26 protein-coding genes and 1 tRNA gene are annotated in these 24,687 nt (G+C 45.2%); 14 read left to right on the top strand and 13 right to left on the bottom strand.

Annotated elements, in window-relative coordinates; all coding sequences use genetic code 11:
• Positions 1–16 precede the first annotated feature (16 nt).
• On the top strand, positions 17–952 hold the full coding sequence (locus ICN35_RS02745; protein WP_215296683.1) for a 3-hydroxyacyl-CoA dehydrogenase family protein: 936 nt from the start codon (positions 17–19) through the stop codon (positions 950–952).
• On the opposite strand, the gene ICN35_RS02740 is transcribed toward ICN35_RS02745, so the two are convergent.
• A complete protein-coding gene (locus tag ICN35_RS02740; RefSeq protein WP_216124095.1) occupies positions 939–2,084 on the bottom strand; it encodes a mandelate racemase/muconate lactonizing enzyme family protein in 1,146 nt (381 codons plus the stop codon). The two genes, ICN35_RS02745 and ICN35_RS02740, sit on opposite strands and share 14 nt — an antisense overlap.
• A 64-nt stretch (positions 2,085–2,148) precedes the next feature.
• Between ICN35_RS02740 and ICN35_RS02735 the strand changes: the two genes are divergently transcribed.
• Genes ICN35_RS02735 through ICN35_RS02720 form a run of 4 tightly spaced genes read left to right on the top strand, consistent with a single transcriptional unit; the run spans position 2,149 to position 6,048 of the window.
• Positions 2,149–3,111: a tripartite tricarboxylate transporter substrate binding protein gene (locus tag ICN35_RS02735; RefSeq protein ID WP_216124093.1), complete on the top strand. Its 963-nt coding sequence runs from the start codon at positions 2,149–2,151 to the stop codon at positions 3,109–3,111.
• A 26-nt stretch (positions 3,112–3,137) separates the two neighbouring features.
• The gene (locus ICN35_RS02730; protein WP_216124091.1) at positions 3,138–4,685 is read left to right on the top strand and encodes a UxaA family hydrolase; all 1,548 of its coding nucleotides are present in this window, start codon (positions 3,138–3,140) and stop codon (positions 4,683–4,685) included.
• A gap of 48 nt (positions 4,686–4,733) precedes the next feature.
• Positions 4,734–5,723, top strand: coding sequence for a DnaJ C-terminal domain-containing protein (locus tag ICN35_RS02725; protein WP_216124089.1), 990 nt, complete (start codon positions 4,734–4,736; stop codon positions 5,721–5,723).
• 4 nt (positions 5,724–5,727) lie between these two features.
• Positions 5,728–6,048 carry a chaperone modulator CbpM gene (locus tag ICN35_RS02720; protein ID WP_215296678.1) on the top strand — a complete coding sequence of 107 codons (321 nt, stop codon included), beginning with the start codon at positions 5,728–5,730 and terminating at the stop codon, positions 6,046–6,048.
• A gap of 12 nt (positions 6,049–6,060) precedes the next feature.
• On the opposite strand, the gene ICN35_RS02715 is transcribed toward ICN35_RS02720, so the two are convergent.
• Positions 6,061–7,989 carry an ATP-binding cassette domain-containing protein gene (locus ICN35_RS02715; protein ID WP_216124085.1) on the bottom strand — a complete coding sequence of 643 codons (1,929 nt, stop codon included), beginning with the start codon at positions 7,987–7,989 and terminating at the stop codon, positions 6,061–6,063.
• A 76-nt stretch (positions 7,990–8,065) separates the two neighbouring features.
• On the opposite strand from ICN35_RS02715, the gene ICN35_RS02710 reads away from it, so the two are divergent.
• Positions 8,066–8,665: an AAA family ATPase gene (locus ICN35_RS02710; RefSeq protein WP_216124070.1), complete on the top strand. Its 600-nt coding sequence runs from the start codon at positions 8,066–8,068 to the stop codon at positions 8,663–8,665.
• A 6-nt stretch (positions 8,666–8,671) separates the two neighbouring features.
• Here ICN35_RS02710 and ICN35_RS02705 read toward each other — a convergent pair whose 3' ends face one another.
• Together ICN35_RS02705 and ICN35_RS02700 are read right to left on the bottom strand one after the other, a co-directional pair.
• On the bottom strand, positions 8,672–10,282 hold the full coding sequence (locus tag ICN35_RS02705; protein WP_216124069.1) for an NAD(P)/FAD-dependent oxidoreductase: 1,611 nt from the start codon (positions 10,280–10,282) through the stop codon (positions 8,672–8,674).
• Between the two features lie 27 nt (positions 10,283–10,309).
• Positions 10,310–11,299, bottom strand: coding sequence for a tripartite tricarboxylate transporter substrate-binding protein (locus tag ICN35_RS02700; protein WP_216124067.1), 990 nt, complete (start codon positions 11,297–11,299; stop codon positions 10,310–10,312).
• A gap of 78 nt (positions 11,300–11,377) precedes the next feature.
• Here ICN35_RS02700 and ICN35_RS02695 point away from each other — a divergent pair, with 78 nt between their 5' ends.
• Both ICN35_RS02695 and ICN35_RS02690 read left to right on the top strand, forming a co-directional pair.
• Positions 11,378–11,926 (top strand): YaeQ family protein, encoded by a 549-nt coding sequence (locus ICN35_RS02695; RefSeq protein ID WP_216124065.1) that lies wholly within the window; start codon positions 11,378–11,380, stop codon positions 11,924–11,926.
• A gap of 5 nt (positions 11,927–11,931) precedes the next feature.
• Complete coding sequence (locus tag ICN35_RS02690; protein ID WP_216124064.1) at positions 11,932–12,348, top strand: putative toxin-antitoxin system toxin component, PIN family; 417 nt, start codon at positions 11,932–11,934, stop codon at positions 12,346–12,348.
• A 5-nt stretch (positions 12,349–12,353) separates the two neighbouring features.
• Here the strand turns inward: ICN35_RS02690 and ICN35_RS02685 are convergent, their stop codons facing one another.
• On the bottom strand, positions 12,354–13,352 hold the full coding sequence (locus tag ICN35_RS02685) for an LLM class flavin-dependent oxidoreductase (protein ID WP_216124063.1): 999 nt from the start codon (positions 13,350–13,352) through the stop codon (positions 12,354–12,356).
• A 29-nt stretch (positions 13,353–13,381) separates the two neighbouring features.
• Here ICN35_RS02685 and ICN35_RS02680 point away from each other — a divergent pair, with 29 nt between their 5' ends.
• From ICN35_RS02680 to ICN35_RS02670, 3 genes are read left to right on the top strand one after another with little or no spacing between them, the layout of a single operon-like run.
• The gene (locus ICN35_RS02680; RefSeq protein WP_215296671.1) at positions 13,382–13,603 is read left to right on the top strand and encodes a hypothetical protein; all 222 of its coding nucleotides are present in this window, start codon (positions 13,382–13,384) and stop codon (positions 13,601–13,603) included.
• Positions 13,604–13,613: 10 nt separating this feature from the next.
• The gene (locus tag ICN35_RS02675) at positions 13,614–13,814 is read left to right on the top strand and encodes a SlyX family protein (RefSeq protein ID WP_216124062.1); all 201 of its coding nucleotides are present in this window, start codon (positions 13,614–13,616) and stop codon (positions 13,812–13,814) included.
• Between the two features lie 56 nt (positions 13,815–13,870).
• A complete protein-coding gene (locus ICN35_RS02670) occupies positions 13,871–14,221 on the top strand; it encodes a phage holin family protein (RefSeq protein WP_215297330.1) in 351 nt (116 codons plus the stop codon).
• Here ICN35_RS02670 and ICN35_RS02665 read toward each other — a convergent pair whose 3' ends face one another.
• Together ICN35_RS02665 and ICN35_RS02660 are read right to left on the bottom strand one after the other, a co-directional pair.
• Complete coding sequence (locus ICN35_RS02665; protein WP_216124061.1) at positions 14,222–16,054, bottom strand: AsmA family protein; 1,833 nt, start codon at positions 16,052–16,054, stop codon at positions 14,222–14,224.
• A 179-nt stretch (positions 16,055–16,233) separates the two neighbouring features.
• Positions 16,234–16,452: a YdcH family protein gene (locus tag ICN35_RS02660; RefSeq protein WP_216124060.1), complete on the bottom strand. Its 219-nt coding sequence runs from the start codon at positions 16,450–16,452 to the stop codon at positions 16,234–16,236.
• 225 nt (positions 16,453–16,677) lie between these two features.
• On the opposite strand from ICN35_RS02660, the gene ICN35_RS02655 reads away from it, so the two are divergent.
• The gene (locus ICN35_RS02655; protein WP_216124058.1) at positions 16,678–17,505 is read left to right on the top strand and encodes a hypothetical protein; all 828 of its coding nucleotides are present in this window, start codon (positions 16,678–16,680) and stop codon (positions 17,503–17,505) included.
• Between the two features lie 26 nt (positions 17,506–17,531).
• Here ICN35_RS02655 and ICN35_RS02650 read toward each other — a convergent pair whose 3' ends face one another.
• The 3 genes from ICN35_RS02650 to ICN35_RS02640 all read right to left on the bottom strand — a co-directional run bounded on the left by ICN35_RS02650 (position 17,532) and on the right by ICN35_RS02640 (position 19,512).
• The gene (locus ICN35_RS02650; RefSeq protein WP_255535682.1) at positions 17,532–17,807 is read right to left on the bottom strand and encodes a hypothetical protein; all 276 of its coding nucleotides are present in this window, start codon (positions 17,805–17,807) and stop codon (positions 17,532–17,534) included.
• Positions 17,808–17,837: 30 nt separating this feature from the next.
• Positions 17,838–19,340: an amidohydrolase family protein gene (locus ICN35_RS02645; RefSeq protein ID WP_216124056.1), complete on the bottom strand. Its 1,503-nt coding sequence runs from the start codon at positions 19,338–19,340 to the stop codon at positions 17,838–17,840.
• Positions 19,341–19,422: 82 nt separating this feature from the next.
• A tRNA-Ser gene (locus ICN35_RS02640) sits at positions 19,423–19,512 on the bottom strand.
• Between the two features lie 137 nt (positions 19,513–19,649).
• Here ICN35_RS02640 and ICN35_RS02635 point away from each other — a divergent pair.
• Together ICN35_RS02635 and ICN35_RS02630 are read left to right on the top strand one after the other, a co-directional pair.
• Entirely contained in the window at positions 19,650–19,895 is a 246-nt protein-coding gene (locus ICN35_RS02635) for an AbrB/MazE/SpoVT family DNA-binding domain-containing protein (RefSeq protein WP_216124054.1), read from the top strand.
• Positions 19,895–20,317: a type II toxin-antitoxin system VapC family toxin gene (locus ICN35_RS02630; protein ID WP_216124052.1), complete on the top strand. Its 423-nt coding sequence runs from the start codon at positions 19,895–19,897 to the stop codon at positions 20,315–20,317. Before ICN35_RS02635 ends, ICN35_RS02630 begins: the two co-directional genes overlap by 1 nt.
• On the opposite strand, the gene serS is transcribed toward ICN35_RS02630, so the two are convergent.
• Genes serS through ICN35_RS02615 form a run of 3 tightly spaced genes read right to left on the bottom strand, consistent with a single transcriptional unit; the run spans position 20,314 to position 24,673 of the window.
• Positions 20,314–21,624 (bottom strand): serine--tRNA ligase, encoded by a 1,311-nt coding sequence (gene serS / locus ICN35_RS02625; protein ID WP_216124050.1) that lies wholly within the window; start codon positions 21,622–21,624, stop codon positions 20,314–20,316. The genes ICN35_RS02630 and serS overlap by 4 nt on opposite strands.
• A 40-nt stretch (positions 21,625–21,664) precedes the next feature.
• Positions 21,665–22,360 carry an outer membrane lipoprotein carrier protein LolA gene (locus tag ICN35_RS02620; RefSeq protein WP_216124045.1) on the bottom strand — a complete coding sequence of 232 codons (696 nt, stop codon included), beginning with the start codon at positions 22,358–22,360 and terminating at the stop codon, positions 21,665–21,667.
• A gap of 9 nt (positions 22,361–22,369) precedes the next feature.
• Positions 22,370–24,673, bottom strand: coding sequence for a DNA translocase FtsK (locus ICN35_RS02615; protein WP_216124043.1), 2,304 nt, complete (start codon positions 24,671–24,673; stop codon positions 22,370–22,372).
• Positions 24,674–24,687 lie beyond the last annotated feature (14 nt).

Raw genomic sequence — 24,687 nt, 5'->3', positions numbered from 1 at the left:
GTATAGGTTTAAAACTATGAAATCTGTAGCTGTTATCGGAACCGGAATAATGGGTGCTGGCATTGCAGCCGGCTTTATTGCCAAAAATATCCCAGTGGTTATTTTAGGTAGATCAAAAGACAAGGCTGATGCTTGCTTGGATAAAGCCATCGCTCTGGCAAAAAAAATTGGCGTGGATGGAGACAATGCCACCAAAGATGAAGCTGACATGAAGAAGCAGCAATTCGTTGGAGTCTTAGAGGAATGGCAAGATTGGGGCAACTTTTCTTGGGTGATTGAGACCGTGGCTGAGAACTTAGAACTCAAGCAACAGATATTCCAATATCTTGATCAAGTGGTGCCAGAAAATATTCCGATTGGTAGCAATAGCTCTGGCTTCCCCATCAGCAAAATTGCAGAGGGACTCAAGACTGCCAAGCGCATGATGGGTGCTCACTACTTCATGCCAGCAGAAGTCGTACCCTTGGTTGAAATCGTCATGGGACAAAAGACTGCCATCCAATTTGCGGAGCAAGCTTGCGAGCTTTATAAGGCCATAGGCAAGAAGCCTGTCTTGGTCAAAAAAGATATCCCCGGATTTTTAGCCAATCGTATTCAACATGCATTAATGAGGGAGGCCCTCTCGCTAGTTCAAGAGGGTATCGCGACACCGGAAGATATTGATGATGCAGTGAGATATAGCTTTGGTTTCCGCTATGCTGCCGTTGGACCCATGACCCAAAAAGAAATTTCAGGATGGGATGGCATGGCTAATGCCGCTAAAGAGATTTACCCATCACTTTCTAATATCACCACCCTGCCACCTAAAGTCGTTCAACTCATGGCTGATGGAAAAACGGGCATGAAAGCAGGCGAAGGCTTTAGGAAGTGGACCCCAGAAGAAATTAAAACCGTTTCAGACTCCTACTCCAAGAGATTAAAAGCTGCTTTTGATGTTCTTAATATTGAATGATGGAATAGGCTTGAGCTATAGCATCTTTAACGCGATCCAGGTTGGGAGTAATTCCAACTCCGGTACTGTTCAGTTGATGAACATCAAGATGACCATGCTTAGCTATTAATGGTTGATCGCAAATATCAAAACGTAGATATTGATTTGACATGCTAAATCCCCAAGGCGCTTCACCGATCGCAAAACCAACAGCTGCCGTTGCAGCACCTGATAAGGATGTTTCGGCTACTTTGCAGGCAAGATTGAGCTTGAGATTATTGCTTCGCAAGAGCTGCGCGCATTTCCATGCCTCTAATACTCCGCCCGTCTTAATTAACTTGAGGCTTGCGCCATCAAGCGCATTCGCCTTCCTGAATTCCTCAATTTCATTAGAGCCATGGATAGACTCATCTAGGCCAATTGGAATTGGCGAGCGCTGCTTGAGCAATACAAAATCTGCCAAGGGAGAATCTGCATGGATGAGCTGCTCTGCAAAAGATAATTTGCTTGCTTGCGTGGATTCACAAAAACGAATTGCATTATCCAAAGACATGGTACCGTTAGCATCTACCGAGATAACATCACCTTCGAGTAGATCGGAAAGTAGCTTTACGCGATGTAAGTCTTCTTCAAGTGATAACGAGCCTATCTTAATTTTCCAATGCTTAAATCCAGCTTCGCGAAATGATTTGGCATCAGCCATCTCTTTTTCTAGCGAACCGCCTAGCATCCGAAGCAATGGAAGATCAGCCGGCGCCGATGTAACAGCATCACTAGTTAATGTGCGCAAATATTTCCATAAAGGAATAGATTTTTTCTGCGTATATAGATCAAGTAATGCCATCTCTAGGCAAGATTTGGCAGATGGATTGCCATACAGGATCGCATCACAAGATGTGGAGAACAGCACTGGGTCACTCCAGTCGATAGCGCGGGCGCTTTCTACCAGATACTTGACGCTAGCCAATAGACTATCGAGAGTCTCCCCAGTCATGAGTGGTGCAACAGAAGCCTCACCCCAGCCTTGGCGCCCCTCATCATCCGTTAAACAAAGTAATACGGTTTTGGCATCCACAATCAGCTCTTTGGCCATTTTGATGGGCTCAATCAGCGGTATTGACAGCGGAAAAATTGTCGCCTGAGTAATTTTCATTTTTTACAATGCATTTAAATCAAGATTGAATAAGAATACACATTAAGAACACGGAGAACATTACATGAGAAAAATCTTTTTAGCATTGTCGTTGGTCACTATGAGCTTTGCCACAAGCTCACAGGCACAGAGCTACCCTACTCAACCCATCAAATTGATCATTCCATTTGCTGCTGGCGGTCCTTCAGATGTTTTGGCGAGAGGTTTTGCTCCTAAGCTGGGTGACAATCTTGGTCAGCCCATTATTATTGAAAATAAACCAGGTGCTGGCGCTAACCTAGCAGCAGAATATGTTGCTAACGCCAAACCAGATGGATACACCCTCTTTCTCATGATGGTAGGTACACAAGCGATTAACGAAACTTTGTATAAAAAATTAAATTACAACCTGATTAAAGACTTTGCACCAGTAAGCCTAGTCGCTTCTTCATCTTTGCTATTTGTAGCAAACCCTTCCGCACCTTTCAAGACTATTCCTGAATTGATTACTTACGCTAAAGCCAACCCAAATAAGGTGAGCTTTGGTTCATCGGGAGCTGGCACACCGCTTCACCTTGGTGGCGAGCTCTTTAATTCTCAAGCAGGGACCGATATTCTGCACGTGCCTTACAAAGGTGCTGCACCGGCATTAACAGATGTGCTTGGCGGTCAAATTGAGACTGCGCTAGTAGGTACTCCAGCTGCACTCCCCTATGTTCGCTCTGGAAAATTAATTCCTCTAGGCATTACGAGCCTGAAACGCTCCCCTAGTGCTCCTGAGATTCCAGCGATTTCAGAATACTTACCAAAATTTGAAGTAGAGCTCGTGTATGCAATCGTAGCGCCAGCGAATACGCCAAAATCAGTAGTTGACAAACTCAATTCTCAACTCATTAGCGTTCTGAATAATCCAGAAATCAAAGGTCAAATCAATGGCAAAGGATTTGAAATCATCACCAGCACACCCAATCAATTAGGCGAATACATTAAGTCCGAGGTTGCTAAGTGGGGTCCGATTGTGAAGAAATCTGGCGCGACTGCTGAATAATCAAACTATCTTATTGAAAGAAATCCATGATTGAAATTTCCGAAAAACGCCTGATCGGCCCGATCATTCGCTTACACCCAAACGACAATATAGTCGTGGCACGAATTGACATCGGCATTGGTGCTGAAGTGCCGAGCGAGGGCTTTACAAGTCGTAGCCAAGTGCCTGCAGGTTACAAGATAGCTGCCAAAAAGATTCTCAAGGGCGAGCCCATTCTGAAATACAACGTCACTGTAGGTTTTGCTAACGTCGATATTGAACCTGGCACCATGGTTCATAGCCACAATACAGAGTTTCGGGAATTTGATCGTGACTATGCCTATGCAAGCGAATTCAAGCCTACACAAATGTTGCCTGAGTCAGAGCGTGCCACTTTCCAAGGCTACGTCAGACCGAATGGTCAAGTAGGCACCCGCAATTTCATAGGCATCCTGTCAACCGTAAACTGCTCTGCAACGGTTGTGAACAAAATTGCGGATTGGTTTACACCCGAAAGATTAAAAGAGTTTCCGAATGTAGATGGTGTGGTGGCATTTAGCCATGACATCGGTTGCGGTATGGAAATGAGTGGTGAGCCCATGCAATTGCTACGCCGCACGATGGCTGGTTATGCTCGCCACCCTAACCTCGCTGCTGCACTCATCGTCGGTTTAGGTTGTGAGCGCAATCAACTCAAAGGCTTGATGGAACAGGAAGATCTCAAGGCAGGAATAAACTTACATACCTTCATCATGCAAGAGTCTGGTGGCACTCGCATAACAATTGAAGCGGGTATTGAGGCAGTGAAGGCTCTATTACCAGAAGCCAATAAAGCCAAACGAGAAACTGTTTCCGCCAGTCATCTGACTGTTGGCTTGCAATGCGGCGGTTCCGATGGCTTTTCTTCGATTACTGCCAATCCAGCATTAGGAGCAGCGATTGATATTTTGTCTCGTCATGGCGGTACTGGAATTTTGTCTGAGACGCCAGAGATCTATGGCGTTGAACATACCCTCACCCGCCGCGCAGCAAATCAATCGGTTGGCGAAAAACTCATCAAACGGATTCGTTGGTGGAAAGATGAGTACTCAGTGGGTCGCGATGTGCAAATTAATGGTCAAGTGAGCCCAGGAAATCAAATTGGTGGTCTCGCCAATATTTTTGAGAAGTCTCTAGGTTCTTCTATGAAGGGTGGCACTGGCCCACTCATGGAAGTCTACCGATACGCAGAACCAGTTACGACTAAGGGGTTTGTCTTTATGGATACCCCTGGATTTGATCCAGTTTCTGCTACCGGGCAAATTGCCGGCGGTGCTAATCTCATCGCTTTCACGACTGGTCGTGGATCGATGTTCGGTTCCAAGCCCGCTCCTTGTATCAAACTGGCTACGAATACCCCAATGTATCAGCGACTTACCGAAGACATGGACATTAATTGCGGGGAAATATTGGATGGCACGGTCTCGGTTCAGGAGATGGGTCAACGCATTTTTGAATTGTTCCTCAGAACTGCCTCAGGCGAACCCTCCAAGAGCGAGCTTTTAGGCTTGGGGGATTATGAGTTTGTGCCCTGGCAAATTGGTGTCATGAGCTAATACGCCTGTAGAATTAATCCACTACGTATTTAGGATTAATACTGGCTTATGAAATTTAGGGATTACTACGAAACCCTCGGTGTTGCACGGACGGCCACCGAGGCAGAAATCAAAGCAGCTTACCGAAAGTTAGCTCGCAAATATCACCCAGATGTGAATAAAGAGGCTGGTGCTGAAGAGCAGTTCAAAGAAATTGGCGAAGCTTACGCAGTCTTAAAAGATACCGAGAAGCGTGCTGCCTATGATCGCTTTGGTGCTAACTGGAAAAACGGTCAAGACTTTACGCCTCCCCCAAATTGGAATGAAGGCTTTGAATATTCTGATGCCGACTATGGTGGCGGTCACCCTGGCTATGGTGGCGGCTTCGAGGGTGATCAAAGTGAATTCTTTGAATCTCTTTTTGGTAGAGGCAAGCATGGCCAAGGTGGACGAGGCAGTAACAGCAGTAATCCACGCCAAGGCATGAATTTCAAAGGTCAAGATCATCACGCCAAAATTTTGATTGATCTTGCTGACGCCTATAACGGAGCCAAGCGGACGATTGCCTTACACATGCCGACCCAAGATGCGAGTGGGCATGTCACTACGCAAGAACGCAAACTTGATGTCAGCATTCCGAAGGGAATTAAAGCTGGGCAAAACCTCAGGCTCTCCGGCCAAGGTGGACCTGGAATTGGCGAAGGGCCAGCGGGTGATCTCTATCTCGAAATTGAATTCCACCAAAGCCCGATCTATCGCGTGGATGGAAAAGATGTATTCATCGATATTCCTTTAGCACCATGGGAAGCCGCCTTGGGCACAACAGTGAATATCCCCACTCCTGCAGGCTCTACCTTAGAACTGAAGATTCCTGCAGGCACTGTGGCTGGCCGCAAGATGCGCCTTAAAGGTAAAGGTATTCCAAGTGCTGAACCGGGTGATCTGTTTGTTGTCCCAACCATTGCACTACCACCTGCAGATAGTGACGCCCACAAAGAGGCTTATCAAGCTTTTGAAAAGGCTTTTGATTTCAACCCCAGAACCCATTTGAAGGGATGATGCGATGACGCAAATAAACACTACAAATATCACTTGGATTGAAGGTAGCGTGGTTGAAAACGAAGTACATATGAGCATTGTGGAGCTCTCACACGCTTCACGTACACCTGAGGACATGATCATGTCGTGGGTCACAGAAGGAGTTTTAAGTCCTACCGGCTCTTCCCCGGAGGATTGGCGTTTTGGTGGTGACTCTTTGAGAAGAGCTAAGACCGCAGCGCACCTGAGTCATGACTTAGAACTCAATGTTCCTGGCGTTGCTCTGGCTTTGAATCTTCTTGATGAAATCGCTGAGTTACGGGCTCGCCTGAAACGGGGCGATTGATACCATAAGGAATTAAGACTCAGAGCGACTTAAGAGTTGCTCCCAACGCTGTAATTTTTGTTCTAACTGCTCAGTAATTTCACTTAAGCGCGCTTGCATACTAGCAGCTAACTTTGGTTCATTCTTATATAAATCAGGATTGCTCATGGCAATGCCAATATCAGCTTGCTCTATTTCTAATTGCTCAATTTCCAAAGGCAAGGTCTCTAGCTCTTGACGCTCTTTGCCATTGAGTTTTTGCACCCCACTCTTAGCTGCTGACTTAGCCACTGACTTTACTTCTACTATAGGCTCAGACTTGACTTCTGCCTTCGGGGTAGACTTTTGATTAGAGTTTGCAGCACGAATTTTGTCAGAGCGCGCCTTTTGAATTTTCCAGTCTTCATAGCCACCTTCATACTCACGCCAGAAGCCATCACCCTCATTAGCAATAATGCTGGTCACTACGTTATCCAAGAAATAACGATCATGACTCACCAAGAAAACCGTACCCTTATAGTCTTGTAACAATTGCTCCAGCAAATCAAGGGTATCGATATCTAAGTCATTGGTTGGTTCATCCAAGACCAAGACGTTGGCTGGGCGAGCAAACAAACGTGCGAGTAAAAGACGGTTACGCTCACCACCAGATAAGGTGCTGACAGGGGAATTGGTTCTCTCAGGTGCGAATAAGAAATCGCTCAAATAACTCTTGACATGTTTTTTATTGCCGTTAATTTCAATCCACTCGCTCCCCGGACTAATGTAATCCTCTAGAGAAGCATTGAGATCAAGGCCTTCCCGCATCTGGTCAAAATAAGCCACTTCAATACGAGTACCCATCGTTGCCGTTCCAGAATCGGGTGCAATCGTGCCCAAAATGAGTTTTAGCAAAGTGGTTTTGCCTGCGCCATTAGGTCCAAGTAATCCAACCTTATCACCACGCAAGATGGTTGCCGTGAAATCTTTCACAATCGGTCTGCCGTAAGATTTACTCACGTTTTCTAGTTCTGCAACGATCTTGCCGCTGCGATCTCCAGCGGATACTGCAAGCTTGACTTGACCGATCGCATCTCTGCGCTCCGCACGACTAGAGCGTAACTTTTCCAAGCGAGTGATTCGGGCCACACTGCGTGTGCGGCGCGCCTCGACCCCTTTCCGAATCCAGACTTCTTCTTGAGCTAGCAATTTATCTGCACGAGCATTAGCTAGGGATTCTGCATTTAGCTCTTGATCCTTAAGAACTTCGTATTGCGTGAAATTACCAGGGTAGCTCCTCAAAATACCGCGATCAAGCTCAACAATTTGAGTGCAAACGTTATCCAAGAAAGCACGATCATGGGTAATCAAAATGACAGAGCCTTGATATTCTTTCAGGAGCTCTTCTAGCCAGGCAATCGAATCTAAATCTAAGTGGTTGGTAGGCTCATCCAATAACAGCACATCAGGCACCTCTACTAAAGCACGCGCTAGAGCCACCCGCTTCTTTGTGCCACCAGAAAGAGTGCTGATCTTGACTTCGGCATCTAAATGCAAGCGGTCTAAGGTTTCATGAACACGCTGCTCCCAGTTCCAGCCACTCAAAGCCTCAAGCTTAGATTGCACCTCGTCTAAACGATGGTGGGCGGCGTCATCCCACTCGCCCACGCTCAGGGCTTCGTACTCTTCGCGCAGGGCTTTAGCCTCAGCTACACCCTTTGAAACTGCTTCAAACACGGTTTCTTCAGCATCAAAGATCGCTTCTTGAGGTACATAAGAAATTCGCAGACCTTGTTGATATTGCAACAAGCCATCATCCATTTTTTCAATACCAGCCAAAATCTTCAATAAAGAAGATTTACCTGTGCCATTGCGGCCAATGAGGCCAACACGTTCGCCAGATTCGAGTGAAAAAGCGGTATTTGCGAGGAGGTCAACATGGCCAAAAGCCAGTTTTGCATCAGTCAGTACGATTAAAGCCATGGCGACATTATCGTCACTTCAGAAAAATAGGAGATATTTCCACTCTTACCCCTCATTTCTGCGAGACTAGTAACAAATGATCTGCAAACTCACCCCTAACGCACCCCGCCTGATCCTCTTTGCAGGGCACGCAGGGAATGGCAAGTCCACTTTAGCCAAAAAGGCACTTCCCCTCATTATTGAGAAAACAGGAGAGGACTTTTTCTTCTTGGATAAAGATACGGTCTATGGAGCTTATAGCGCCCATATGATGCAACTTACTACCCAGAACCCCAATGATCGCGATAGCCCCTACTATCTCGAGAATCTACGTGACTGGGAATATCAGGGCTTACTAGATATCGCCAGAGAAAACTTATTACTTGGAGTGAACGTGATTTTGGTGGGTCCCTTTTCGAAAGAAATACACAGCGGCAGGATGCTGGATCCAGAAGCATTGGGAATTCCACTCCAGACCAGCATATCCATTGCGTGGATTGATCTCGATGAGAATGAAGCAAAGGTTCGTATGCAAAAGCGTGGCGACGCTAGAGATGAATGGAAGTTAGCGCACTGGGATCAATATGCCCAACGTAGAATTGATCCGCCTCAGCATCTTTCGATCATGCGCTTTGATAATCTCCACTTCGATGAAGCCAACTTTGAAAAACTGATTGGCAAATTAATCAAGCAATAAAGTGGCTCAAGAAAAATAGTCCAGCGCTACTGCTTCTGCTACTTTAATCCCATCCACTCCAGCAGATAAGATGCCACCGGCATATCCAGCCCCCTCACCAGCTGGGTAGAGGCCTTTAATATTCAAGCTCTGAAAGTTTGATCCTCGAGTAATGCGCAAAGGTGATGAAGTTCTAGTCTCAACGCCCGTGAGAACAGCATCCTTCATTGAAAAACCTTTGATTTGCTTTTCAAATTCAGGCAAGGCCTCACGAATAGCTTCAATCGCATAAGCAGGCAAGGCTTGTGCTAAGTCAGTCAAATGAACACCTGGCTTATAGGATGGCAATACGCTTCGAAACTCAGTTGAAGCCTTGCCCTCTAAAAAATCTCCCACTAATTGCCCTGGAGCCTCATATGTGCCACCACCAAGTTCAAATGCTTTTGACTCCAGTTGACGCTGAAACTCAAGTCCAGCAAGTGGTCCGCCTGGATAGTCTTCTGGAGTAATGCCAACAACGATGCCAGCATTTGCATTGCGCTCGTTACGAGAATATTGACTCATTCCGTTGGTAACAACGCGATTAGGTTCTGAGGTTGCAGCGACTACGGTTCCACCGGGGCACATACAAAAACTATAAACGGCTCGTCCGTTCTTGGCGTGGTGTACCAACTTGTAATCTGCAGCGCCAATTAATTCATTACCTGCATGGGGCCCTAAACGCGCCTTATCAATCAAGGATTGAGGATGCTCAATACGAAATCCCACCGAGAAGGGCTTGGCTTCCATGAATACGCCTGCATCATACAGAGCCTTAAAAGTATCACGTGCACTATGTCCCAAAGCCAACACTACGTGCTTAGCCTGCAAATCAGGCTGCCCTTCGATTTTGACTCCAGTAATTTGCTCGTTCTCAATATTAAAGCCAATCACTTTTTGAGAAAAACGAATTTCACCACCCAGATCAATAATTTCTTGACGCATTTTTTCAACTACGCCAACTAGGCGGAAAGTGCCAATATGGGGTTTTGCCACGTATTGAATTTCTGCTGGCGCGCCCGCTTTGACAAACTCCTTAATCACCTTACGACCATAGAACTTCGGATCTTTAATTTGACTATAAAGCTTGCCATCGGAAAACGTTCCAGCACCACCCTCACCAAACTGGACATTAGACTCAGGATTCAAAATATTTTTGCGCCACAAACCCCAAGTATCTTGAGTGCGCTCTCGAACCTGCTTACCGCGCTCAAGCACGATGGGCTTAAATCCCATTTGCGCCAAAATCAAAGCAGCGAAGATGCCACAAGGGCCAAAACCAATCACTACAGGTCGTAATACTTTGCCAGCGCTTATAGTTTCAGGTGCTTTAGCTACGAAATGGTAACTAGTATCTGGCGAGGGTCTGACATGAGTGTCGTTCGCAAACTGTTTGAGCACCGTTGCTTCATTTTTGACTGAAAGATCTACTGTATAAATGAAGGCTAGAGCAACATTCTTACGCGCATCATAGCTACGCTTAAAGATTGCAAAAGAAATTAAATCTTTTGATGATAAATTCAGACGCTTCAGAATCGCCAGCTCAAGATCATCTGGAGCATGAGCAATGGGTAAACGCAGTTCGGTGATACGGATCATGGGGCTCTACGGTACATATTCATTTTCTTATTCGGCTTTCGCGCCGGAAGCTTTTACTACATTAGCCATACGTACATAATCCCTCACCAATAGCTGATTGAAGTCATTAGGTGATAAGTTGCCAATTTCAATACCTTGGCGGCGCATACGTTCAATAATCTCTGGCTGCTTTAATAACTTACTCATTTCAGATTGCATCTTCGTGATGATTTTATTCGGAGTACTAGCTGGGGCAAGTAGCCCAAACCAGCTATCAAAGACATAGCCTTTCAAGGTATCGCCAATTGGAGGAACACCAGGCACAAACGGTGATGGTTTTTCTGAGGAAACGCCCAAGAAACGAATCCGTGAATCATTAGCAAAAGGCAATGCCGCTACATTAGCAGCGATGACTGCTTGAGCACGTCCTGCTAACAACTCGGTAATAGCGTCTCCCGTACCCTTGGTTGGAATATGCACCAGCTGAATTCCGGCCATACTATTAAAGTGAGCCATGGCCAAATGTGAAGCACTGCCATTGCCGGCGCTGGCATAGTTATATTGCCCTGGGTTTGCTTTTGCTAAGGCAATAAACTCTGCAACAGACTTCGCTGGAAACTCTGCATTGGTCATCATGATGTAACTACTAGTACCAATATATGCTGCGCCCGTAAAATCTTTTATCGGATCAAAACTGAGTTTATTAAATAGGCTGCCATTAATGTTATGACTTGCGGCTGCCATTAAAAAGGTATATCCATCGGGCGCAGACTTTCCTACAATGCCAGTGCCAACTGCACCACCTGCACCTGCTTTGTTTTCAACTACGACTGGTTCACCTAGTGCTGAACCTAATTCATTGGAAAATGATCTTGCCAAAGCATCCTGAACACTTCCGGGAGAAAAAGGTACGATGATCTTCATGGGCTTACTCGGCCATACATCTGCCGCTAATGCTGCATGATGAAAACTGGCAGCACAAATACCTATCAAAAAAATCGCTGCAATGCGAATTTTCCAAGTAATAGCAGTATTCATAGAAGACCCAAGGGAAGAATAAATTACTAAAATGATACGGCAATCTGAGGTGCCACCATTTAAAGGCGATAATGCCGTATGGCTCTCCGCGCAACTATTCATAAAGTCGACCTTCATGTCGCAGATTCAGACCGCCACTACTATGGCAGTCATTCTCTAACCATCGCAAAGCACCCCTCTGAAACTGAGGAACGAATGATGGTCAGAATCATCGCTTTTGCATTGCAGGCTCATGAAGACCTCGTCTTCACAAAAGGCTTGAGCGATACCGATGAACCTGATTTATGGATTAAAGATCTGACAGATGCTATTAAGCTCTGGATTGAAATTGGTCAACCCGATGAACGGCGCATTCTCAAAGCCTGTGGAAGGGCAGACCAAGTCGTTGTGTATTGCTATGGTGGGCATACTAGCAAAATCTGGTGGGATGGCATTGCCAACAAACTAAATCGTGCTCGTAATCTACAAGTCATTTCCATTCCCGCAGAACAGGCTAAAGAGCTCAATAAGCTGGTTGAGCGCAGTATGGTCATCCACGTCAATATTCAAGATGGTGAAGCCTATATTTCGTCCGATCAAGGCCAGGTGACCATCACCCCAGAAATCTGGCGCTCCAATCAAAGTTAGACTAAATGAAGTCTGTTATCTTTGATACCAATGTCTTATTAGATATCTTTGTATTTAATGACTTCAGAGCAATTCATCTCAAGCAGGCACTCATTAATAGGCAGATTCATGCTTTAGCAAGCCCAAAAACTTTTGAAGAGCTTGCTGATGTTATTAGTCGCCCCCTCTTCTGTCTTGAACAAATTCATCAAGTAAATATCCTTAATGAGTGGCGCAGTTTGGCTAGAACCATAGACGACAAAACCTTGATCAACGCACCATGGCAATGTCGTGATCCAGATGATCAAGTCTTTTTAAACATTGCTTATACGGCAAAGCCCTGCATGTTGATCAGCAAAGACAATGAAGTCCTCAAGCTAGCGAATAAAGCCACAAAGGAAAGTGTTTACATCACCTCTGACTACAACGCTATTTTGGAGTGAACGCTTTATAGACTTTGAGCAGCCCTCGCTGCTATCTCAAATGATTTGAGACGCGCTTGATGATCAAAGATCTGGCCAGTAAATAAGATTTCATTTGCACCGGTACGATCTAACCAAGTACGTATTCCTTTTTTAATCGTCTCGATTGAACCCACCAAAGAACATTGCAAAGTGTGTGCTGCCGCTGCTTGCTCATGGGGTTCACAAAACCCATCCAGATCAGCAATTGGCGGAGGTAGTTGACCACGTGTATTGCGACGCATGCGCACTACATTTTGTTGCAAGCTTGTAAACAGATACTGCGCCTCTTCATCGGTATCGGCAGCTACCACATTCATGACAAATGCAGAATAAGGTGTCGCTTGTTGCGCAGATGGTTTAAAGAGTTCTCGATAAATCGACATCGCCTCTAATAGCTGCTCAGGCGCAAAATGAGATGCAAAGGCATACGGTAAACCAAAATGAGCGGCCAATTGAGCGCCATAGAGACTAGAGCCTAAGATCCAAATCGGCACATTAGTATCGGCTCCTGGAATCGCTTTTACAGACTGCCCCTCCTGAATAGGTCCAAAGTAATGCTGTAGTTCGCGCACGTCTTGGGGGAAGCGATCATCGCTGCCTAGTAGATCACGACGCAATGCGCGCGCTGTCATTTGATCAGTTCCAGGTGCTCGGCCTAAGCCCAACTCAATACGACCAGGATATAGAGATTCTAGAGTGCCAAATTGTTCTGCAATCACTAGAGGGGCATGATTGGGGAGCATCACTCCACCAGAGCCTACTTTAATATGTGATGTACCCGCTGCCAAGTATCCAAGCAATACAGCCGTTGCTGAGCTAGCGTTACCAGTCATATTGTGATGCTCTGCTACCCAATAGCGGGTATAGCCCCACTTCTCAGCATGCTGCGCCACATCCAAGGAGTTTCGCAGCGCATCGGCGGCAGTAAACCCCTGTGGAATGGGAGATATATCTAGAATGGAGTACGGGATGGAATTTGCCATCACTAAATCATACCTAGAAAGTGCGTTTTATGAGTAAACCCAAAATGGCTGATCCTGATGATGGACTTTTTAAACCTGGAGCAAAGTTGAGACATGTAAAGACCGGTGGATTTTATAAGGTCGCTTTTCTAGCAAATATTGAAGCCACTCTAGAGCCAGCTTATGTCTATGAATCACTCCAATCGCACGATTTTTGGATTAGACCCAAAGCTGAAATGGAAGATGGTCGATTTGAGCTTGTTACTAAATAAGGCGCCGCCAATGACTGATGACAGAATTACCAACCTCGAAATCAAACTCAGTTTTACTGAGGACCTTATTGAGAAACTCAATGAGACTGTCTATAAACAACAACAGCAAATTGAATTTCTGTATCGCGAACTCAAAGCCATTAAAGAGCAAGCTAGCAGTGGTGGTGCAGGTAGTGGTAGCTTAAAAGATGATATTCCGCCGCATTATTAGATCGGCTGATACTATATAAACACTAGACCAATCATTAATAATAATTAAAAGGATAAATCATGGGCAACTTAATGCCATTTCTAATTCAATGGGGTTTAACTTCCTTGTCTCTATGGGTGGCTAGTTATATCTTTAGCGGCCTGCGATTTGCTGATGGCGGCTCGCTATTAATCGCCGCCCTGCTGCTCGGCTTTGCTAATGCCATCGTGAAGCCTCTGCTGATATTGCTAACATTGCCATTAACCGTGTTGACCTTGGGTCTCTTCTTATTGGTAGTGAATGCCTTGGTGTTAATGCTGGTATCAGCAGTAGTGAGTGGCTTTACGATCTCCAGCTTCTGGACCGCATTCTTTGCCAGCATCTTTATTTCTTTGTTTAGCCTATTTGTGAGCGGCTTAGTTTTTTAACTAATTAGCACCTGGATAAATATCTGACCAAGAATGTAGCGCTGCTTTACAAGGCTGGACCGCATTCTTGGTAGCGATAGATTTAGCGTTCTCAGCCAAGATCGTTGCCCCACCTGTCAGAATCCCTAAGCCAATCGATATAGCGCTGTTCACTACGCCTTCTTTATTGACACCTGCCTGAGGATTGAGCAAGGTTCCCTGAAGCTTCAATAAGCCCGCTAAATTGACGCCCGTTGTCAGTCCAGATTTTTCTCTAGGATCAATCTTGATATTTAAAGCCTCTGTTTTTAAATCTACTGAGCCAGATAGCACCATATCCAAACGATCTGTTACCACCCCAATAGAATCATTCAAGGCGACCTGGCCATTACTGACTGGTAGATAGACAACTGCGCACTCTAACAAGGTTTGATCAGTTTGCTTACGCATTGGGTTCACGGCATTCACAATCGTGATGAGGAGATCACCACCACCATCGATAAAGCGAGAATCTAGACTACCTTTACCAATCGAAACTTGCACTGCGCCATTTGCCCGACTCGCTAATTGATGCATCGAAATTCCAGTACTGCGAAGATTAAAGGCAAGCTCTGTATCTCCACCCTTGACCTTCGTATTAGCATCAACTGCATCCATCAGCTGCTCCAGAGTAAATCCCTTTGCCATACCTTTCATTGAAATGCGCGGATTAGGACCTTGAAATTCAGCAAGGCTAGCGCGCACTTGAGCAGTACCTTTGCCAAGACCGAAAGAGAGATCATTGACATCGATTTTAGGGCCATTAAAAACAAAGATTCCTTTTAAATCCGTCAGCGGCACATGACCTGGAATACTCAGCTCTTGAATATTGATAGCAAGCTTTCCACTAGCATAGGGCAACATATCGAATGGCAAGGCTTCATCACTAAAGAAAAACTTTCCACGTGGTTTTGAAGAGGGAGAGCTTTTAGCACCACTAGCGCCAGCGAGGACTGCTGAGCCAGCTAAGGGAGCAAACTCAAAAGCTTTAGAGCTCAGATTGATATTAAAGTTTGGCAAGCTCTTAGGCTTTTTATCTATTTCGCCATTGATGGCCAAGGTTTTGCCATTCACTGTGAGATCAAAATCTAAGGGCAGTTTGACGGGGCTCAGATCCCAGTTGTCTAAAGCATTATGCAAATTACTAGTCCTGCCTTTAATCAGTAATTGATAGTTGGCGTACTGCGCTTGACCCACTATCTCTGTTTTATTGCTACTACCCACTAGCGATAACTTAGACAGCAGAATAGATTTAGGTTCAGCACCAAAACCTTCATAACTCAAATGTGCATCTGTAATGCTGAAATTTTTAATCCTGACAGGGTCAACTTGGTCTGAGGTCGAACTTGATGCAGCTACAGAACTATTCGATGGTGACTGAGTCGCATTGCTCACCTTAGCTCCCAATGAAACTGGTGGCGAGAAATCCCAGTTACCGTCGCCAGCTTTATTGGTCTGTAATTGTGCCTCTACACCATTCAGATTGATCGCATTGAATGCAATCTCTTTTCTTAACAAGGGGAGTAATTCGATATCTAACTCTACATGCTTGACCGTTAACATATCAGTCTTACCAGCCCATGATGCATTACTCAAAGAAACTTTCTGTGCAACAATCCCCAGTGAGGGAAATAATTTCAGGCTAACAGGTCCAGCAATCTTCAAATCACGGCCGGTAGCGTCTTTCACGGAGGAACTCAGCAATTGCGTTAACTGAGCTGGGTTGATCGACGATGCTGCATACCAAATGCCTAAAGTAGCGATAGCAACAATAGATGCCAAAAAGAGTAAGAAGAGTTTGAGAGATTTGTTCATTACATCTTCATTTTAAATGGGCACAAATAACTTACCTAAATGCCCCGCCTGTCAAGAAGAGCTTAGCTACCCCGATGGGGATAACGATGTTTACGGCCAATGTAGCCATGAGGTGGGCGCACAACAGAAGCAGGCAATCAGTTGCTCAAAGCCTGCTTCCTCAAGAAAGATTAACCCCTCTATTGGGCACTGGCTTTCTTAAGCACTGCGTATATCTGGTCTTTTAGTAGCAACTTTTCTTTCTTTAGAGTTTCAATTTCCTCTGGCGTACTCGGCTCTTTATGGTCTTCCATCCGCAGAATCTTGGCATCCAGGTTATTGTGTTTATCAAACAGATGGGAAAAGTGACGGTCTGTTGTCTTTAGCTTGGTGATTAATTCGCGATATTCTGGAAACATAGATTCCCTCATTCAAAAGTGACTGGGTTTATTCATAATGCGTAGTTTCAGTGTATCAATGCCTACCCAAGAGAACAATAAGCTAGGCAATATTTTTATTCTGCCCCACGTAATATATTTAGCAGGAAAAACCCCATATAGGCTTAGTATTTATTGCAATTAATTTGCAGTAATATCTACCAGTGCTGATGCACATTAACTACCAAAAATGAAGGGTAATAGACCATGGCTACAAAGAAGTCACCAGCAAAAAAGAAAGTAGCGACCAAGGTGGTAAAAAAAGCCCCTACAAAGAAAGCTGTTAAGAAGGTAGCTGCTAAAAAAGTAGCCTCTAAAAAGACGGTAAAAAAGGTAGTGAAACCTGCTGCTAAAAAAGCGGTAGCTAAGAAGCCCACTAAGAAACCAGCAGCGAAGAAAGTTAGCAAAAAGGCTAGCACTAAACCTGTTGCCAAATCATCTAAGGTTGATCAATATGGTCTAGAAAAAGAGGATGAGTTTTATGGTCTCTACTTCGCTAAATCGACTAACAAAGGGTTGGTAGAGGTAAAGCCCTGCACTTTCTCTCTCATGTATTGGTGGAAAGGTTTGCTTGGCTACCCTGACATGATCGAAATCTCCAAAGGCAGCAATACGGCAATGTTGCAGTTTGAGTCTACTTTTGGTGGTGGCGATTCAGGTGAGACTGAGTTAACTGAACAAGATGTTTTGGATATTGATCACATCATTGAAGTAGATGAAGAAGAGATGTTGATTTCGCTTTACTCCTATGTACCAATCCCAGTACCAGAGAAATTAGTTGGTGCATTAAGCTTATCCATCCTCAATATCAATCCTGAAACCCGCTATGGCAATCTAGAACTTTGCTCAACGGAGAATGAAGAAGGTGAAACTGAGCACTTCCTGCGTTATCGTGCAGCGACTTATCTACGCGGCATCAAGTCAGGCAAAGTAGAAGCCATTGAAAGCATGGTCACTAATGGCTCTGAGTTCTTTGGTCTTGCCTTAGATGCTATGTGTGTCAATAAGTCTATTAAGAAATGGTTGCTAAGCTAATCGCTTCATCTCACTTAATTTAAGACTCATCTACACAAATAGTTGTACGTCATCGGAAAGCGGTCATTGACCGTTTTCCGACTATCAACAATCGTCGCAGTTCGTTTTCCGAGCTTCTTGCACTCTGCTACCGCCATTTCCTGAGCTTCTTCTTCCTTGGCATCCTTTGGAGAATGCACGCCAATAGTTCCATCAGACTGCTGATAAACACCAAATCTGCTCGGTGGTGTTGAGCAGGCAAGCAAGATGACGCCCATACATACCAAGAAAAGCCGACTCAATACAGCTGTAAAACTAGCCATGTTTTTACCTTGCAATTAAATTACCCCAATCTATACTTGCATATAGCCATATCGCAGATTGGTTCTACCATCACCAAACTCGTCATAACTAAATTTAGCCAGAGCCACCTTATCCCCTGCAAGCGCACTGCGTTGTGCTTGAGTAAAGTGATAGAGTCGCGCTGAGTTATCGCCAAAGATAGCGCGTTTGACTGGTCCATCAGCAGAGCCTAAGGGGCTAAAACCATACTTCTTTTGCATATCCTCTGGGATCTCAAGACGGCGTAAGGCTTCAATCTGCCATTGCGGTGATCCTGTCCAGATGGCATCGGTTCCCCAGACAACGTGATCAGAACCAAGGCCCTGAATAAGTTGACCTAACATCGCAGCACAGAGTCTTGGTTCAGCAATAGTACTCTGAGCAAAGATTTGTCCTAAATCACCATAGACATTATTGACACCGGCTTTTTGAGGAATCTGTGCCAAGTCAGTTACCCAGTCAATTCGGCCTGTGCGCCTGAACTGCTGCCAACCCTCATCCCAAGTGCCACCTGTATAGCGAAAGGCGGAGTGATAAATTACGAAATTTAATTGTGGCCAATCTTTTGCCGCTTTGGCAACGTCATCGACTTTTGCATAAGGCAATAGATGTGGGTACTGCTGTGTTACAGACGGTGGATATAAACCTTTATGCACACAAACGTTCGCAAGACTTGGCTGCGTCTTACTCCACTTTGCTAGCTTTTCATAAAAGGGATACAGCAACTTCTCATCATCAAGCCGCCAAGGATGTGTAGAAAGTTGTTTATTGGTGTTATCGCCAATGGTGTAGCCTTTAAATGAATCTGGCTTGAGGTTTTCATAATCTGCTTCTGCTTTTTCTAGCCATCCAGGTGTTCCGGGCATGAAAATTGCATGTGAGAACATGCGCTTAGTACCAGCCTCTTGGTTTACTGTTTTACGTGCCTGTGCCTTCATTTCATTCGTTAGAAACCAATCCCGAGGATCTTCGGAGCCTGATCCGGAAATTAAGGCGACTTTAGTATCACTATCTAAGAAGACCTCTTTAAAATAGTTTGCAAATTTCAAATCATCTAAAGTTTGTGGCTTGCCTGCAAGGGCGGGATTCCAAGCCGCCTTCCCTACCGCCTCGCGTGATCTGACGAACCCCTCTAAGCGAGTGTCATCTCGCAGATAGTGAGTATGCATATCCATGATGAATTGACTTTTGAGCGATGCAGCGCGTTCGTTTGCCAGTTCTGGTGTTGCCGCTTCAGCGTGACTAACCCCATAAAGCGGGCCAAAGGTTTCATTCATGGCAACAAAGGCTGCCGCCATTCCTGCGGCACCTTGAAAGAATCTCCGGCGAGAGACCCCTTGATGCTTGGCAAGTCTTGAGCCAAGTTCTTTAATACGCTTCTCAAGCTCTTTTTGCTTAGGAGTTTGTATAGACGGCATAAACTCATCGCTTGATATCGCTTGAGTAGGAATGGGTGAGCGAAATTTAGCAGTTTCTGCAGGTATTAATTTTTCTATCTCATCGGGGGTCATCATGATATGAGCTTCCTTTAACCGTTCGAGATCTTACTCACTAAAAATAAGGTCGTTGATAGATTTAAGCACTATTTTGACAATTTGGCGGAGAGGGAGGGATTCGAACCCTCGGTACCTTTGACAGTACGCCTGATTTCGAGTCAGGTACATTCGACCACTCTGCCACCTCTCCGAACCGAAGGGCAATTATAGCTATCGTCTAATAAAGTCACTTGCTCAATGTTGGGTATTGCAAATTATTTGCATAGATAAATTAATTACGTTACTATGGATATACATTAATGTATATCCATAGTAAGGAGAAATAGCATGAATATTCAAATTTCAAAGTGGGGCAACAGTCTTGCAATGCGTATTCCGGCATCACTCATCAAACAAATTCACCTTAAGGAAGGTGACAAAGTTGAGGCAACCCTATCAAAGGATGGCTCCTTAATAATTAGGCCGCAGAAATTGGATCGCAAAGCAATTGCAGCGCAACTAAGAGCGTTCAGGGCTACACTGAAAATGGGCAAATCTGTAATGGATGAAGTTCGTTCTGAGGCACGCTACTAATGATTTATGTTGATACAAGTATTTTTGTAGCCCTATGTACAACAGAATCAAAGAGCGATGCCGTTGACAAATGGCATGAAAATAGTTCAGCAAGAATGATTTCTTCAACCTGGACATTTGCCGAATTCGCCAGCGCACTTAGCCTTAAAGTCAGAACAAATCAAATAACAGAGAAGCAAAGTCGCGAAGCCTGGAAAAAATTTGACGACCTCTGTCAAAATGATATTGAGCTATTGCCCATTGAGACTAAAACGTATTATTCCGCTGGAATATTGGTTGTTGATAGCAAGTCAAGCCTTAGGGCTGGTGACTCACTTCATTTGGCCGCCGCGAAACAATTCAAATCCAAATCTTTAGCAACACTTGATAAGGTTTTAGCAAAAAATGCTGATAGAGTAAAAATTAAAGCTGTATTAATTTAATTCGGCTTTAATAACTCTAAACCACCCAAATAGGATTGTAATGCTTTTGGAATCGCAATGCTGCCGTCCACCTGTTGCTTGTTTTCAATTAACGCGACCAATGTCCTGCCCACTGCAAGTCCAGAACCATTTAATGTATGTAGGAGTTCTGGCTTGCCTTGCCCCTCCTTAAATCTAGCCTGCATCCGTCTTGCTTGGAAGTCACCCATGCTGGAGCAAGAACTAATTTCTCTGTATGCCTTTTGTGAAGGCACCCATACCTCTAAGTCGTAAGTCTTAGTGCTACCGAATCCCATATCACCAGTACAGAGCAATACCTTTCTGTATGGCAATCCGAGCAACTCTAAAATCTTCTCAGCATGACCCGTTAAATCTTCGAGGGCTTGCATGGAGTTTTCTGGTTTAGTGATTTGCACTAACTCGACTTTGTCAAACTGATGTTGACGAATCATCCCGCGGACATCACGACCATAACTACCGGCTTCAGAGCGAAAGCATGGGGTATGAGCAACAAACTTTAGAGGGAGATTATCGGCATTGACGATCTCATCTCTTACTAAATTAGTTACCGGAACTTCCGCCGTTGGAATGAGGTAGAAGTTTTCCGTTTTTGACTCTCTGTTACCATCCTCCTCACCCATTTGACGAGGAACCTTAAAGAGGTCTTCTTCAAACTTCGGTAATTGGCCAGTACCACGCATTGAGGCAGCGTTTACCATATAAGGCGCATAGACTTCTTGGTAACCATGATTACTTGCATGGGTATCGATCATGAATTGCGCTAAGGCACGATGTAATCTTGCAATCGGCCCTTTGAGAACCACGAAGCGAGAACCGCTAATCTTGGCAGCTACTTCAAAATCCAATCCTAATGGACCGCCTAGATCTATGTGATCTTTGATCTCAAAATCAAATATAGGTTCTGTACCCCACCGCTTGATTTCTTTATTTTCAGTTTCGTCTTTACCCGTTGGCACAGAATCATCTGGCAGATTGGGAATACCCATCAAGAAATCAGAAATCTCGACTTGTAGCGTGCTTAATCTGCTTGCACCAGCTTCCATATCAGTATTAACTTGAGCAACTTCAACCATCTCAGCAGAGGCATCCTCGCCTTTGCCTTTCTTCATGCCGATCGCTTTAGACAACTGATTGCGTTTGGCTTGTAATTCTTCAGTGCTAGTTTGTAAAGACTTACGCTCAGACTCAAGGGTGTTGAACCTCTCAACATCTAGCTGGAATTTACGAGTAGCTAAACGCGCTGCAACAGCAGCGATATCTTTGCGGAGTAATTGCGGATCAATCATTTAATGCTCTATAGATTAGGTGTGCTTGTTTATTTAGACTCTAGTTTAAGCGTAAGACTTCAGCTCCTGCAGGAGGCGTGAAATTAAAGCGGTTGGCAGGCAAATGAACATTGAGTTGGATTTTATCGAGGGTGACTAAGACCACACTTCCCAGGCCATCCATTAACTCCAGCGCTTTAGGTAGTCCATTGACCATACCAATCGAGATCTTGGTATATGGCAGGTCACCTTGTTTCTTGGCATTGGGGTCACTATTAGGAACTAAGGCGACCCATTTCATTCCTAAGCGCTCTTCTCCCTCGATCAATTCAAAATGTTGATCTAATGAGTTTTCACCAAACAAAATAGCTGCTGGTGTTGATGCCAACGCTTGTCCTGCTGGACGAAAAGTGGCTTGATTTAAATCCTTATCCCATAAGATGAGTTGATTGCCATTTGCAATCAGTTTTTGCTCATATGGTTTTTGGGTATCCCACACAAAACGACCCGGACGCTGAAATACAAAATGGCCTTGCGTCTGACGCACGACTTTGAGACCTTTGTCTTGCGGCTCATTCCCTTTCGGCGCGCGCAACTGCTGTTGTACAAAATCACCTTCTGCCGTTTTGGAGTTACGCACAAACTGGCGCAATTGGTCTGAGCCACTCTCACTTTGCGAGATCGCTACACCTGAAAAAAGAATCGTCGCAATACCGATGGAGATTTGCATCGCTAATGCTGATAAGAATCTTTGCAAAATCAAACCTTACTCGGAGGAACGATGCAAAATCTCGCGATTGCCGCCATTGCCCATCTTGGATACAAGACCGGCTTTTTCCATATCTTCTAAGAGGCGAGCTGCACGGTTGTAGCCAATACGCAGATGACGCTGCACTAATGAGATGGATGGGCGTTTGTTTTCTAGAACAATCGCGACTGCTTGGTCGTACAGTGGATCAGACTCGCCACCGCTCTCACCTGTTAAGGCATCGATGTTGGATTCATCTGCACCTTCGAGTACACCATCAATATAGTTGGCTTCGCCCTTCTCTTTAAGCCATTCCACCACACGATGTACTTCATCATCTGATACGAATGCGCCATGTACCCGAACCGGCAGGCCAGTACCTGGGGCCATATACAGCATGTCACCCATACCGAGAAGTGCCTCAGCACCCTGCTGATCCAAAATCGTGCGGCTATCGATCTTGCTGCTGACTTGAAAAGAGATACGGGTTGGCACGTTCGCTTTGATTAAGCCCGTAATCACATCTACGCTAGGACGCTGTGTTGCCAATACCAAGTGAATCCCTGCAGCACGCGCTTTTTGCGCAATACGGGCAATGAGTTCTTCAATCTTCTTGCCAGAGACCATCATCAAGTCAGCTAACTCATCAATCACGATCACGATAACTGGTGCCTTGTAGATTGGCTCTGGATCTTCTGGCGTCAAGCTAAAAGGATTAGTGAGCTTCTCACCCTTTTCTTCTGCTTCCAGAATCTTCTTATTAAAGCCAGCTAAGTTACGTACGCCAAACTTACTCATGAGCTTGTAACGACGCTCCATCTCGTTTACCGCCCAGTTCAATGCGTTGTACGCTTGTTTCATATCAGTCACTACTGGGCAAAGCAGATGCGGGATCTTGTCGTACATTGCCATCTCAAGCATCTTTGGATCAATCATGATCAGCCGCACTTCATCCGGCTTCGCTTTAAAGAGCAGCGACAGAATCATGGCATTGATACCAACCGACTTACCAGCACCCGTTGTACCCGCTACCAAACAGTGCGGCATCTTCGCCAAGTCAGCCACCATAGGACTGCCTGAAATATCCTTACCTAAAGCGAGAGTCAATAAAGAATGATTGTCGTTATATACCTGTGAAGTCAGAATCTCAGACAAGTAAACCGATTGGCGCCTTGGGTTTGGCAACTCCAAAGCCATACAAGTTTTACCTGGAATGGTTTCTACTACACGCATACTGACAACACCCAGTGAGCGTGCTAAGTCACGGGAGAGATTAACGATCTGACTACCCTTCACGCCGATCGCCGGATCAATCTCGTAACGCGTTACTACGGGACCAGGGTAAGCGGCAATCACGGTAACCTGAACATTGAACTCAGCTAACTTCCGCTCAATTAAACGAGACGTAAATTCCAAGACATCAGCGGAGATGGTTTCTTTTACTTCAGGAACTGGATCTAACAATGCCAGTGGTGGCAATTCAGAATCAGGGATATCAACGAATAGTGGTTGTTGTTTCTCACGCTCTACACGAGCGCTCTTTGCGATCTCTATGGGTGCACGCACAATCTGTACTGGTGCTGCCACTTCAACGCGCCCCCGAATTTCTTCCACAAACTCTTCCCGCTCTTCAGCAGCAGCTTCACCTAGCTTACGATCTTCCTCACTATCACGACGCTCGCGTATGCGATGAAAAGATACTTCCAAAATTCGCCCTACTTTTTCAGCAATATCTAGCCAAGAGAAATGCAGGAATAAAGAAAGGCCGGCACAAAGTCCAAATAGAAGTACTAAGGTTGCACCTGTAAAACCCAAGGACATTTGCAAAGGGTCGCCGATTAACTCTCCCAAAATACCACCAGGAGGTCTAGGAAGCTGCCAGGACAGAGTATGCAAACGAATGGACTCAAGCCCCATACTGCTCGCCAAAGTTAAACCAAAGCCCAACCAACGCATTAAGAGAGAGTCGGGTTTAGCTTCTGGATCTGGGGGCAAAGGGATACTCCAAAGCTCCCTCCAGCCATTTAGAACCCGGCGCCCGAATAGCACAACCCACCAAAAAGCAGAAATCCCAAAGATGTAGAGCATCAAATCCGCTAAATAAGCCCCAAAACGGCCACCTAGATTCTTGGGAGCCTGAAAACTGGCATGTGACCAGGCTGGGTCAGCCTTGGAATAGGTAATCAAAATGGCAAATAGTCCAAGGCATAAGCCTAGGGAAATAAACCAACGGGCCTCTAGGAGCAGGCGGGGCATCCGATCCGGCCCGCCTTTTTCTGGGGACTGGGGCAATTGGGATTTCGGGTATATGGTTCTCGCCATGTTCTACCGATTGT

Source organism: Polynucleobacter sp. es-GGE-1, from assembly GCF_018882005.1.
Classification (GTDB): Bacteria; Pseudomonadota; Gammaproteobacteria; order Burkholderiales; family Burkholderiaceae; genus Polynucleobacter.
Note: the sequence above shows the minus strand (reverse complement) of the source record. Positions and strands in the feature narration are given on the sequence as shown.